Genomic DNA, 12,450 nt, shown 5'->3' with positions numbered 1-12,450 from the left:
AAGCAGAATGACGCCATATTGAAATAATGTGGGTGGGGTAAAAGGCAAGAGCATCCTTCCCTTGCCTTGTTCAGATCGTGTGGCGCAGCTATCGGTATAAGGTGGCTTTGCCTGTCGAACCGAAGAGCGCCATTTTGTAGCGAATCACCTCTTTTGCCGCCTTAATCGGTTCCGGATAGATGGCATTCGGGTCCCACCAGGTTTCACGGCTGAGGATTTCCCGCGCTTTCTGGAAATAGGCGAATTTCATGTCGCTGGAGATATTGATTTTGCCTACGCCAAGCGTTACCGCTTCGGCAATTTCGGCGTCCGGGTTGGCGGAACCGCCGTGCAGGACGAGCGGAATCGAGACCCGCTGCGAGATATCCCGCAGGATATGCATTTGCAGCTCTGGCTTCAGGTCTTTGGGATAGATGCCGTGCGCGGTGCCGATAGCGACGGCTAACGTATCAACGCCCGTCCGGTTGACGAAATCTTCTGCCTGCTCGGGGTCGGTGTAGATCACTTTGCTGACGCCGCCTTCTATCGTGGTGCCAGTATCGCCAATCGTGCCTAATTCCCCCTCCACGGAAACGCCAACGGCATGCGCCAGTTTCACCACTTCGGTCGTAAGCGCCACGTTCTCTTCATAAGGCAGCAGCGAACCGTCGATCATCACGGAGGTAAATCCACACTGAATGGCGCGCAGAACGTGTGCAATCGACGCGCCATGATCGAGGTGAATGACAAATGGCACGGGGCTGCGCAACGTTCTTTCTCGCACATAGGCGAAGAACTCATCGGTCACGAATTCCAGCTCGCTCGGGTGGATAGAGATAATGGCTGGGGTATTTGTTGCTTCGGCTTCTTCCACTACGGCGCGGATAAAGCAGCTGTCGGCCACGTTAAAGGCGCCGATAGCGAAGCGGTGTTCACGCGTGGGCTTAAGGATATCGGTCATTGAAATCAACATGTTATGTCTCTCCTGTGTCGAATAAAGGGCAAAGCGTTCCTGTACCAGTGGAAAACCACTGATGGCGAAAGTCGGTAAAGGGCGAACGGTCAGGCTTGGTTGGCGGAGCCGGACCAACTGAGATAATCGGCGACCGCATCGCAGCAGGCGGATTCCATCGTCGCCAGCAGGTCGGACAGTTCTGTCGTTGGGTGCTGATGCAGCGCCTGTTGCAATGCCGTTTTGCCTGCCTCAAAAACGGCCGCGCCAACGTTGATTTTGGCGACGCCGTGACGGCTGACGCGGCGAATATCGTCGGCCTTGGTGCCGCTACCGCCGTGCAGCGCCAGCGGCACGGTCGATTCCCGATGCAGGGCTTCGAGACGCTCAAAATCAATCCGTGGCGTCACCCCCGGTGGATAAATGCCATGGGCGGTGCCGACCGACACGGCAAGCAGGTCGATACCGGTTTGGCGGATAAAGGGAACGACGTCTTCCACCTGTGTCATTTTCACCGTGGCATCCTCAAGGTCGTAGACGGGCGCATCGGCGATATGCCCAAGCTCGCCTTCCACACAGACGCCTGCGGTTGCGGCGATGGTGACCACCTGCTTTGTGCGCAGGATGTTTTCCGCCAATGGATGGCTGGAGGCATCGATCATCAGTCCGGTAAAACCGGCGCGGAACGCCTGACCAATCAGGCTGAAAGCTGTGCCGTGATCCAGACTGAGCACCACCGGAACGGTGGCTTGCTCGGCCAGCGCCTTGACCAGCGGCACCGCGAGATGCGGCGGAAAGTGCGCGCAGTGACCCTGATACACATTAAGAATCAGCGGCGCACGCTGTTGCTCGGCGGCGGTTATGGCCGCACGGGCGGTCTCCAGGTTGAAACAGTTGATGGCGAGCACGGCATACTGCTGTTGATACGCGTCATCAATGAGGGCTTTCATTGCGGCATACATGGCGGCTCCTGTTATTCGAGAGTGAATTTAATGTCTTCGTCACGCACGCTGCTGTCGTCAACGTCGTCGAACTCTTCATCTGCCTGCGTAACACGTTTCTTAATCAGCGACAGCATCACGCCGCAGATGACCGTGCCGATACCGAGCGCCAGGCAGAACATCAGCGGCTTGGTAAACAGCGGAACCACAAACATGCCGCCGTGTGGCACGGGCGCCTCCACGCCCCAGACCATGATGAGCCCGCCCGCAATGGCCGAGGCGACGACGCAACTGGCAACCACCCTGAACAAGTCGCGTGCGGCAATCGGGATCACCCCTTCGGTAATCATGCAGATCCCCATCGGGAAGGCGGCTTTTAGCGCCTCTTTTTCAGCGCGGGTGTATTTGTAGCGGGTCAGCAGGAAGGACAGCGTGATGCCGAAAGGCGGAATCATTGAGCCGACAAATTTGACGGCTTCCGGTCCGTAGATGCCATCGACCAGCATGCCATCGGCGAAGAGCGACATCGTCTTGTTCACCGGTCCGCCGAAGTCGAAGGTTGCCATCGCCCCCAAAATCGCCCCCATCAGGAATTTCGAGCCGCCCTGCATGGATTCCAGCAGATGAATCAGCGCTTTTTGCAGCCAGACAATGGGCTGGCCGATAAACGTCATCATCAGCAGCCCGGCGATAATGGTGCTGAGCAGCGGCAGGATCATGACGGGCATCAGCCCCTGCATCGAGGTGGGCAGTTTGATGTAGCGACGCAGCAGTAGCACGGTGTAGCCGACTAAGAAGCCGCCGAGAATACCGCCGATAAACCCGGTTTGAATCTGGCCGCAGATAAAGCCCACGATCAGGCCGGGAGCGAAGCCGGGACGGTCGGCAATGGAGTAAGCGATAGCGGCGCTGATGAGCGGTACAATCAGCCCCATGCCCCAACCGCCGATCTGGTTGAGCATCCACGCGATGCTGCCGGTTTGCTTGCCGACATCCGGGCCGCCGATCACCTGACCGAGGGCAATACAGATCCCGGCGGCGACAATGAGCGGGATCATCCAGGAAATACCGGTAAGCAGATGCCGTTTTATTTCCTGTCCAACGGTGATTTTTCTGGTGTTCATAATTATTACCCCGAAATTGAGATATTCAGGCACCCGCTAAAGAACTAGCGACTTTTTCCAGAAATTTAATCGGAGATTTAATAACGACCTCCGTTTTTACTCGAACGACGGGTTTACCCTTAAATCGCTCTTCGCCTGTTATTTTGATATCGATAGCCAAAATAACGACATCGGCTGCGGCTATCTCCTCGGGCGTTAATTCATTCTCCGTACCAATGGTGCCTTGGGTTTCCACTTTAATGGTGTAATTTAAGGCGTTCGCACCCTTAATGAGTTTCTCGCGTGCGATATAGGTATGCGCAATGCCTGCCGTGCAGGCGGCAACACAAACAATATTCATTTTGAGCCTCGTTTTATGTCGGAGTGACGGGCGCTGTTTCTGCGTACTGACTAAACAGCCGAATAATTTTATGGGGATCGGATTCGTCCAGCAGTTGAGCAATCACCTCATCATCGGCCAGTGCACTGGCAACCTGAGACAGCAGGCGAATGTGTGTCGTGTTCTGATCTTCCAGACGCACGGCAAAAAGAATAATGCAGCGAACCTGGCTACCGTCCAGTGTCTCCCAGGGAATATCCTGACGGGTGCGGCCAATCGCGAGCGTGGTTTGTTTGACGGCGGAGGATTTCCCATGAGGGATCGCAATATGGTTTTCAAAACCGGTTGAGCCTTCGGCTTCACGTAACCAGACGTCGTGAATAAAATCCTGTTTATTGGTAATAGCGCCATCGGCATACAACAGATCGGTTAATTCATTAATGGCTTCATCTTTATTGGTCGCGGACATGTTTAACTTCACGCGATTGGCATTCAGTATTTTATTGATATCCATTGAGCACACCTCATCTATAAAATTAAAAAATTAACGTTCGGCCGAGAATCAGTGAGGGACGGCCTGATGCAGCTGATTAGTGATAACTTTTTCGGTCACGCGCTTAATGTCATCGTCGTTAAAAAAGGCAGAAACATAGATGACAGGAATATGTTGCTCTTCCAGATGAATCGTGGAAATAATCAGCTCAATCTCTTCCTGCTGGCAAAACGTTTGCATATTGCTGGCCGAGATCACGCCAACAATAATCCAGTCAGGAAACGCGCGCAGAATACGGTTTTTTAACAGGTGTGACGTCCCTACGCCGCTGGAGCACACCACCAGAATACGTTTATGCGCAATTTGGCGTTCCAGCGCGGCTTGAAAATGAATGGTTAGATAGCCGACTTCATCCTCAGCGACCGGTTTTAATTGAAACCGCTGACAGACTTCACTCATGGCTTGCTGAGTCATTTCATAAATATCGATAAATTCGCTTTTTATATCGTCTAATAACGGGTTGCGAATATGTATTTGGTATTTTAAACGGTTCAGCAACGGCTTAATGTGAATAAGCAATCCTTCATGTAATAACTTATCCGTGCGCAGGTCGATATTGATTAAATCAGAAAATATCTGCGTCAAGGCGCGCGTAATTCTGCGTGATTCACCGTTAGAGAATTGATAACGCAGCAGTTGGTTATTTTCCCGCTCCTCCATCACAATGCCCGAAGAAATAATATATTGATAAATGAACCAGACTTCATCAGAAGGCAGCGTGCTCTCGACCCGCTGCTCTATTTGGCTCACCATGTTTTGAGCGATAGAGAAGATGCGATTATCAACCTGCTGGTGAACGGATTCTTCCGCCATCATTAACGCTTTCCCCTGCGCAATCCGGTGCATCATAATTAAGGTATGCGTGAAAATGTTGATGTAATAAGGCTCGCCGAGCGGATAAGAAAGCTGCTGCTCCATGCCTTGTAACAGTGATTCGACGAAGGACACGTCTTCTTCACCGAAATAATTAATCAGCGCCTTATAGCTGCCGGGGTCGAGACGAGAATGGCTAAGCGGGCCGGGCTCTTTATGGTGCATTACGTCATTAATGAGAGAAGCCATCGCCTGACGCACCTGATTCTCACTGCCTTCAATGTGCGTGCCGCTCTGACTGCGTACCAGCGCCAGCCCCAGTGGATGTAGCCAGCTTTCGATGATTTTCAGATCGTTAACGATAGAGGCGCTGCTGATAAAATAGCGTTCTGACAGCTTGCTGATGGACGTTTCATGAGGTGTATCGCTTAACAGCTGCGAGGCAATTTTGACGCGACGAGCATTGTTGATTAGGGCATCGGTGTCCCCATCGTCCACGACAATTTGCTGTTCCAGCAACGCGAGGTGTCGGTCGTCATCCGTAGTTAACATGATTCCCGCACCGACCTTTTTGTCTGGATAAATATTCCAGACAGAAAGGAAGGCTTCAACAAATTGCATATCACGATAGACAGTTTTTTCCGACACATCCAGGTAATGTGCAATATCTTTAACCGTTACATATCCCTGGTGTTGTAACAGATATTTCAATAAACGGTTCTGGCGAGAGGTGAGTGGCTGCATCATATTACCCTCATGAATTTTTAGATTTTCTGATGCTTATCGAATTGATAACTTTTTCTAAATAATTTCCTGTTTTATTTTCTCTGTACGTTTATTTAAATAGCATGCTGTAGTGATTAATCTAGTCGTGATAGTCGATAGGGACAATACTAAATGCTGTCCGCTGAATAGGACAAAATTAAAACATGACGCTGACGGAATATTAATTGAGATCGCGATCACGTTATAGCGTGAGTTAAGTCAGACGTTCTTATCGATATATTTATTCTTTAATACTGAGAAAATAACGATATTGGCGTCATTAAACGGGATGTGGCGTGAAGAGCGTGTAGAGGAAAATAAAAAGGCAAGAAAGCCGTGGTACGCATTCTTGCCGAGTTGTGGTGATACCCGAATAGTGGTGGCGATGCCCGAATGAGGCACCGCCTTTTTTATTGAATCGTGAGCGACGCGGATTAGAAGTCCACGTTCACACCCAGCTGGAAGGAACGACCAGGTTGCACGGAGAGGGCGCGGTCATACTGTCCCTGCCGATCGTTGGTCTCAATCTGGCGGCTGCTGAGATAATCCCAATATTTACGGTCAGTCAGGTTATACACGCCACCGTTGACTTTCACGTTCTTGCTAATGCGATAGTAGGCGGTCAAGTCAACCATGCCATAGCCGGGAATACGCATATATTCGGTATTCGAGGTGGCGATTGCGTTGCCAGCATTGGTATAACTTTCACGGCTGGTATCCTTCGCCTGTTTCCCTTTCTGGAAGGTCGACGTCAGGGCAGCGCCGTAGCGCTGAGCAGGATCGTCATAGGCAATACCTATCACGGCTTTCATTGGCGCAACGCTGTCAAGATCGACATAGCGGTCGCCGAGGTAGCGCGATTGCGATTGGCCTTTGGTGTAGCCAAACGCCAGCGTGGTGCTGAGCCCGTCAACCGCTGGGAACCAGGTACCTAGCTGTATTTTGCTGCTGACTTCGCCGCCGTAGATATAAGCCTTATCGCGGTTTTCCGCCTGATATATCGTGCTGATATTGCTTGGCACATTGACGAATTTATCGGGGTTAGCGCTACGACGGTAGCGGGTATTGGCGATAAAGTTCTTATACGTGTTGTAGAACAGCGCGGTACGGAAGGTGACCCCCTCCGTCGCTTCCCCTTTTAATCCCCACTCTACGTTGTTGCTGGTTTCCGTTTTGAGGTCGCTATTGCCGATAAAGGCATACTGAGCTGGTCCGGCATAGTTGGCGTCCAGGTTGGTGCTGCCATAAAGCTGGCTGGCATCTGGGAACTGTGCGCCACGACGGTACTGCACATAGGTCGTCAGCGTCGGCGTGATGTCGTAGAGGAAGCTCAGAGACGGCAGGACTTGCGTATCGCTGTTGGCTTTGCCGTACAGTCTGTTGACATCGGATTCACTGATGACACTGCCGTCACCGCTCAGGCGAACCGTGTTGGTCGGTTTGGTACGCTGATGGATAGCGCGCACGGCAGGGACAACCGAGAAGGCGTGCCCCGCCAGATCCCACGTAGCGGTATCCTGCACAAAGCCGCCGACGGTGTAGCTATTGCTATCAGCTTCCGGCTGCATGATGTTATTGGCACCCGTTTGGTTAGGCGACTGCCTGAACGGACGCTCTGTTTTGCTTTGGCTGGCGTTAAGGCCCCAACCGAACTCGTGGCGATCCCAGCTTTTCACCATATGGGTATCGAACCCATAGGTGGTGACATTGTAGTCGGAATAGACGCGGTGGCTATCTGCTGCCGCCATCCCTGTGGTTGCGGGCAGCCAGGTATTGTCGTGTGATTCGCTGTTTTGGAAGTAAATGCGGCTATCAACCAAATCGACCAGCGTGTTGTTAACGGGCGTCCAGCGATCTTTCAGGCTGGCGGTCCAACGGCGTGTCTCGCTGCTCTGTTGCGCCGTGCCGTAAATGGTGTTGTTGCCGCTTGGCAGACTACCCCAGTAGTCATAATGGGTGTGGTTAGTTTTATGGTAATAATCCAGCGTACCGGTGAGCTGATGCTCATCGTTAGCCTGCCAAATGCCGGACGCCAAAATGGCGTTAGAGTGCCAGTTGGCAGGGTACGCGGCGATCTCGTCGCTGTTATTACGCGTTTGCTGGCCGTCGCGGCGGCTGAGAACGACAACGCCGCGCAATTCGTCATCACCGCCTGCTGCGGTGATGCCGTTATGCCAACCATGGTTGGCGGAGTCGTAGTCGCTCTGAAAACCGAAGTAGTCCTGCTTGCCTGCTTTCAGATAGTCATCGGCAGATTTTGGCCGGAAGGAGACGCTGCCCCCGAGTGCGTTGACAGTATTTTCTGCGGAGGTGACGCCTGACTCAATATCGACGCTGCTGTACACGTAAGGGTCGATATAGTCGCGCCCCATGCCGAAGGTATTGAATCCGGCACGGCTGGCGTAGCTGCGGCCCGTGGCATTGGGCAGGGCGATGCCATCGGTATCGATCGCAACACGGTTGCTTTCAATACCGCGAATGTTGTAGCCCGTGTAACCGCCACGGTCGAAGCCGCTTTTCCCTGTATTACTGCCGCCGCTGGACCCGGTTGCGCTCACCAAAGGTTGGTAACGCATGATTGTGCCGAAGTTGTTACCGCCTTCTCTTTGCATGTCTGCAGCAGTCAGCGTTGTGCTTGAACCGGCTTTTTTCTCGACTTTTGGCGAGTGAACCGTCATCACATCGTCAGTCTGTCCCGCTTTCGCCGCCGAATCGTCTTGGTTCTTCACGTTGAGTGCGTTGTTGCCTGTGGTGCTATCCGCTGCCATGCTGTTCAGCGCGACGCCAGTCAAGATGCCGGTGAGAAGAATTTTATTTAAATTCTTGTTAATTAACATAATGATACTCTGCTATAAGGTTGTTCTGGCCAGCGGCGTTGGGGAAACATGGCGTGCTGGTCGCTAACGTCTGCAAGGGAAATGCAAAACGGCGAATAACATTAATTATCATGTGGTAATGATAATTATTATCAATATGCTAAGCATTATCATCTAATGTTGCAACGATGATGAATAATTCTTAATGAAACGGTATGTTTGCTATCAAAAAGGAAGCGACGGGCGATGAATCAACGCTGACTTTCCCTTAACCGCAACTGCGAGATGACGAACAATGCCGATTGAAATCCCCGAATCCGTTCTTCCACTGTTTCACGCGGCAGGCTGGCCGCGTGCTGAAGCGCAACCCATTCCGTCGTTTGTGCCAGAGAATCACCCAGCCTTTGCCATCCTTCACGTGTTCAGCGGGCTGACAGTCGGGCAGTGCGGTGCAGGAGAAGCGTGTGCCAGCGGCGACATCGCTTTTGGTGGCAGCGAGGATTTGCAGCAGGATGAAACGCTGGTGGAGTGGCAAGGCATTCTGAACACGACGCTGATTCTGATCGGCGAAACCCATCATGCGCACGGTGCTCTGCTGATGGATGACGCAGGAGCCTGCTACGGGATGAGCTTTATACATGAGGCATTCTGGTTTGAAGGCGCGTCTTTCGGTGCTGCGGTTGAACGTATTCTGCTTGGCCGTAAGGGGAAACCGATGCTGCGACCCGACCAGACGTCAATTTCTGTGTACGGCGAAACGATTACCGCAGATCACCCGAGCGTTCATCGTTACCGCTAGCCACCTTCTCCGGTAGTCGTCGGATTCACTTCGGTAATCGCCTGATGCGATGATTCTCTGAGGCGGCATCGTTCCCCGTGGCACGGTTCCCTGCAACGTAGTTTTCTGCGAATGGTTCCCTGTGACATCACCTCATCAGATAAGGTACTATTCCCGCCAAACATACCGCCGCTATGGCGTGCCGGAAAGCGTAACCATCGCGCCGCGATGTGAGGGAAGTGAGATAAATGAGTGAGATGACTCATGACGGCGCAGAAAGCCTTGCGCTGCGCACGTTTACCGAAAATGCATATCTGAATTATTCCATGTACGTCATCATGGACAGGGCATTGCCGTTCATTGGCGATGGCCTGAAGCCTGTGCAGCGTCGCATCGTGTATGCGATGTCTGAGCTGGGACTGAATGCCAGCGCCAAGTTTAAAAAATCCGCCCGTACTGTGGGTGACGTGCTGGGTAAATACCATCCGCACGGCGACAGCGCCTGCTATGAAGCGATGGTGCTGATGGCGCAGCCGTTCTCTTATCGCTATCCGCTGGTGGATGGTCAGGGGAACTGGGGCGCGCCGGACGACCCGAAATCCTTCGCCGCCATGCGTTATACCGAATCGCGGCTGTCCAAATATGCGGAAGTGCTGCTGTCTGAACTCGGGCAGGGCACGGTCGATTACACCCCGAACTTTGATGGCACGATGCAAGAGCCGAAGATGCTGCCTGCGCGTCTGCCTAATATTCTGCTGAACGGCACTACTGGGATCGCCGTCGGGATGGCCACGGACATACCGCCGCACAACGTGCGTGAAGTCGCCGCCGCCGCAGTCATGCTGCTGGAAAACCCGAAAGCCTCGCTGGACGAGTTATTGCAGCATGTTCAAGGGCCGGATTTCCCGACAGAAGCTGAAATCATCACGCCGCGCGATGAAGTGCGCAAACTCTACCAGAATGGCCGTGGTTCCGTGCGTATGCGTGCGGTGTGGAAGAAAGAAGACGGTGATGTCGTGATTACCGCGCTGCCACATCAGGTTTCTGGTGCCAAAGTGCTGGAGCAGATTGCCAGCCAGATGCGTGCGAAGAAGCTGCCGATGGTCGAAGACCTGCGTGATGAATCCGATCACGAGAATCCAACCCGTCTGGTGCTAGTGCCACGCTCAAACCGGATCGATATGGATCAGGTGATGAACCACCTGTTCGCCACGACCGATCTGGAGAAAAGCTATCGCGTTAACATGAACATGATCGGTCTGGATGGTCGCCCGAGCGTGAAAGGGCTGGTCGAGATCCTGAGCGAGTGGCTGGTCTTCCGTCGCGACACCGTGTGCCGCCGTCTGAACTACCGTCTGGAAAAAGTGCTCAAGCGCCTGCATATCCTTGAAGGCTTGCTGACCGCGTTCCTGAGTATTGATGAAGTCATTCATATCATCCGCACGGAAGACGAGCCGAAACCCGTTCTGATGCGCCAGTTCAGCCTGAGTGAAACACAGGCTGAAGCGATCCTGGAACTGAAATTACGTCATTTGGCCAAGCTGGAAGAGATGAAAATCCGCGGTGAGCAGGACGATCTGGCAAAAGAGCGCGATCAGCTTCAAGCGCTGCTGGCGTCAGACCGTAAGCTCAGCAACCTGATTAAGAAAGAAATTCAGGCGGATGCGCAGGCCTATGGTGACGAACGTCGTTCACCACTGCGTGAGCGTGGCGAAGCGAAAGCGATGAGCGAGCACGACTTTGTGCCGTCCGAACCGGTTACCATTGTGCTCTCGGAAATGGGCTGGGTACGCAGTGCGAAAGGGCATGACATCGATCCGGTCGGGCTGAGTTATAAAGCGGGCGATAGCTTCCGCGCCGCCGCGAAAGGCAAGAGCAATCAGCCTGTGGTGTTCATTGACTCCACCGGCCGCAGCTATGCGCTGGATCCGATCACGCTGCCTTCCGCACGCGGTCAGGGTGAGCCGCTGACAGGCAAACTCACGCCGCCGCCGGGCGCGACGATTGAACAGGTGCTGATGGCCGCAGACGATCAGCCGTTGCTGATGGCATCTGATGCGGGCTATGGCTTCGTGTGTACCTTCAACGATCTGGTGGCGCGTAACCGCGCGGGTAAAGCGATTATTACGCTGCCGGATAACGCGAAGGCGCTGGCACCGATCGAGATCAAAGGCGACGACAACCTGCTGATGGCGATCACCGCCGCAGGCAGAATGCTGCTGTTCCCAGTCTCCGATCTGCCACAGCTGTCGAAAGGCAAGGGCAACAAGATTGTGTCCATCTCCTCGGCTGATTTTGCGGAAGGGAAAGACCGTCTGACCTGGCTGTATCTGCTGCCACCACAGGCTTCCGTCACGCTGTACTTCGGTAAGCGTAAGCTGGTGCTGCGTCCGAACGAGCTTCAGAAGTATCAAGGGGAGCGTGGGCGGAAAGGCACATTGCTGCGTGGACTACAGCGCATTGACCGAATTGAGGTGGATGCACCACAGCAGATTAGCACCGGCAGCAGCGAAGAATAATTCCTCCATATTGTCATGTGCATGTTGAGAAAGGCGGTGTCATACCGCCTTTCTTTAGTTTCCGGTTGCCATCTTGCAGCAAATTGAATCACCGTGTGTTTTAGCGCGAAATCGCTATACTAGCGGCGGCTGTCGGCTAATGAGGTTGCTATGTTATCCATTTTGCGTTTTTTTATTGTCGTTATCTTTTCGATTTTGATCTGTATTTTTGGCTTGTTTTACTGCCTGTTCAGCCCTCGAAATCCCCGCCATGTCGCGACCTTCGGCCATCTTTTTGGTCGCTTGTCCGTGGTGTTTGGTCTGAAAGTAGAAATGCGGATACCGGAAGAAGCTGCGCATTACGGCAACTGCATCTATATCGCGAATCATCAGAACAACTACGATATGGTCACGGTATCCAGCGCGGTTCAGCCGCGTACCGTTACCGTGGGCAAGAAAAGCCTGCTGTGGATCCCGTTCTTCGGGCCACTGTATTGGCTGACAGGTAACTTGCTGATTGACCGTGAAAACCGCGCTAAAGCGCATGGCACCATTGCCCAGGTCGTGAAGCATATTAAAGAGCGCAACACGTCTATCTGGATGTTCCCCGAAGGTACGCGCAGCCGTGGACGCGGCCTGTTGCCATTCAAAACCGGTGCCTTTCATGCTGCGATTAGCGCAGAGGTGCCGATTGTGCCGATTTGCGTTTCTACGACCAGCAACAAGGTGAAGTTGAACCGCTGGAATAACGGGCTCGTTATCGTAGAAATGTTGCCGCCGATTGATACCCGCGCATATACCAAAGATCAGGTTCGCGAGCTGGCTGCACACTGTCATGATGTGATGGCGGCCAAGATTGCGGAGCTGGATGCGGAAGTCGCGGCGCGCGAAGCAGCAGACAAAAAATAAACT

Annotated in this window: 10 protein-coding genes; 3 read left to right on the top strand and 7 right to left on the bottom strand. The window is 53.1% G+C overall.

Annotation, left to right across the window (positions count from 1 at the left end; translation table 11 throughout):
• Nucleotides 1-88: 88 nt before the first annotated feature.
• The 7 genes from MYB54_RS19840 to MYB54_RS19810 all read right to left on the bottom strand — a co-directional run bounded on the left by MYB54_RS19840 (nucleotide 89) and on the right by MYB54_RS19810 (nucleotide 8,283).
• Nucleotides 89-952 (bottom strand): ketose-bisphosphate aldolase, encoded by an 864-nt coding sequence (locus MYB54_RS19840; RefSeq protein ID WP_039524255.1) that lies wholly within the window; start codon nucleotides 950-952, stop codon nucleotides 89-91.
• 89 nt (nucleotides 953-1,041) lie between these two features.
• Nucleotides 1,042-1,893 (bottom strand): class II fructose-bisphosphate aldolase, encoded by an 852-nt coding sequence (locus tag MYB54_RS19835; protein ID WP_248721271.1) that lies wholly within the window; start codon nucleotides 1,891-1,893, stop codon nucleotides 1,042-1,044.
• A gap of 11 nt (nucleotides 1,894-1,904) precedes the next feature.
• Entirely contained in the window at nucleotides 1,905-2,996 is a 1,092-nt protein-coding gene (locus tag MYB54_RS19830; RefSeq protein WP_010280227.1) for a PTS fructose transporter subunit IIC, read from the bottom strand.
• 25 nt (nucleotides 2,997-3,021) lie between these two features.
• Nucleotides 3,022-3,336, bottom strand: coding sequence for a PTS fructose transporter subunit IIB (locus tag MYB54_RS19825; RefSeq protein WP_039499687.1), 315 nt, complete (start codon nucleotides 3,334-3,336; stop codon nucleotides 3,022-3,024).
• A 13-nt stretch (nucleotides 3,337-3,349) separates the two neighbouring features.
• The gene (locus MYB54_RS19820; protein WP_010280230.1) at nucleotides 3,350-3,829 is read right to left on the bottom strand and encodes a PTS sugar transporter subunit IIA; all 480 of its coding nucleotides are present in this window, start codon (nucleotides 3,827-3,829) and stop codon (nucleotides 3,350-3,352) included.
• Between the two features lie 48 nt (nucleotides 3,830-3,877).
• Entirely contained in the window at nucleotides 3,878-5,428 is a 1,551-nt protein-coding gene (locus MYB54_RS19815) for a BglG family transcription antiterminator (RefSeq protein WP_248721270.1), read from the bottom strand.
• A 452-nt stretch (nucleotides 5,429-5,880) separates the two neighbouring features.
• Nucleotides 5,881-8,283, bottom strand: a complete 2,403-nt coding sequence (locus tag MYB54_RS19810; protein WP_248721269.1) for a TonB-dependent receptor domain-containing protein — start codon at nucleotides 8,281-8,283, stop codon at nucleotides 5,881-5,883.
• A gap of 274 nt (nucleotides 8,284-8,557) precedes the next feature.
• On the opposite strand from MYB54_RS19810, the gene MYB54_RS19805 reads away from it, so the two are divergent.
• The 3 genes from MYB54_RS19805 (at nucleotide 8,558) to MYB54_RS19795 (ending at nucleotide 12,447) form a co-directional block, all read left to right on the top strand.
• The gene (locus MYB54_RS19805; protein ID WP_248721268.1) at nucleotides 8,558-9,061 is read left to right on the top strand and encodes an SUKH-3 domain-containing protein; all 504 of its coding nucleotides are present in this window, start codon (nucleotides 8,558-8,560) and stop codon (nucleotides 9,059-9,061) included.
• 227 nt (nucleotides 9,062-9,288) lie between these two features.
• Entirely contained in the window at nucleotides 9,289-11,559 is a 2,271-nt protein-coding gene (parC, locus tag MYB54_RS19800) for a DNA topoisomerase IV subunit A (RefSeq protein WP_248721267.1), read from the top strand.
• 150 nt (nucleotides 11,560-11,709) lie between these two features.
• On the top strand, nucleotides 11,710-12,447 hold the full coding sequence (locus MYB54_RS19795; protein ID WP_014913902.1) for a 1-acylglycerol-3-phosphate O-acyltransferase: 738 nt from the start codon (nucleotides 11,710-11,712) through the stop codon (nucleotides 12,445-12,447).
• Nucleotides 12,448-12,450: the final 3 nt, after the last annotated feature.

The organism is Pectobacterium nicotianae (genome assembly GCF_023272715.1).
Classification (GTDB): Bacteria; Pseudomonadota; Gammaproteobacteria; order Enterobacterales; family Enterobacteriaceae; genus Pectobacterium; species Pectobacterium brasiliense.
The sequence above is the reverse complement of the archived record's forward strand: the minus strand, read 5'-3'. Positions and strand labels throughout refer to the sequence as shown.

Coding starts and splice junctions, on each gene's coding strand:
- MYB54_RS19840 (WP_039524255.1), bottom strand. CDS start 952: ATGTTGATTTCAATGACCGATATCCTTAAGCCCACGCGTGAACACCGC.
- MYB54_RS19835 (WP_248721271.1), bottom strand. CDS start 1,893: ATGTATGCCGCAATGAAAGCCCTCATTGATGACGCGTATCAACAGCAG.
- MYB54_RS19830 (WP_010280227.1), bottom strand. CDS start 2,996: ATGAACACCAGAAAAATCACCGTTGGACAGGAAATAAAACGGCATCTG.
- MYB54_RS19825 (WP_039499687.1), bottom strand. CDS start 3,336: ATGAATATTGTTTGTGTTGCCGCCTGCACGGCAGGCATTGCGCATACC.
- MYB54_RS19820 (WP_010280230.1), bottom strand. CDS start 3,829: ATGGATATCAATAAAATACTGAATGCCAATCGCGTGAAGTTAAACATG.
- MYB54_RS19815 (WP_248721270.1), bottom strand. CDS start 5,428: ATGATGCAGCCACTCACCTCTCGCCAGAACCGTTTATTGAAATATCTG.
- MYB54_RS19810 (WP_248721269.1), bottom strand. CDS start 8,283: ATGTTAATTAACAAGAATTTAAATAAAATTCTTCTCACCGGCATCTTG.
- MYB54_RS19805 (WP_248721268.1), top strand. CDS start 8,558: ATGCCGATTGAAATCCCCGAATCCGTTCTTCCACTGTTTCACGCGGCA.
- parC (WP_248721267.1), top strand. CDS start 9,289: ATGAGTGAGATGACTCATGACGGCGCAGAAAGCCTTGCGCTGCGCACG.
- MYB54_RS19795 (WP_014913902.1), top strand. CDS start 11,710: ATGTTATCCATTTTGCGTTTTTTTATTGTCGTTATCTTTTCGATTTTG.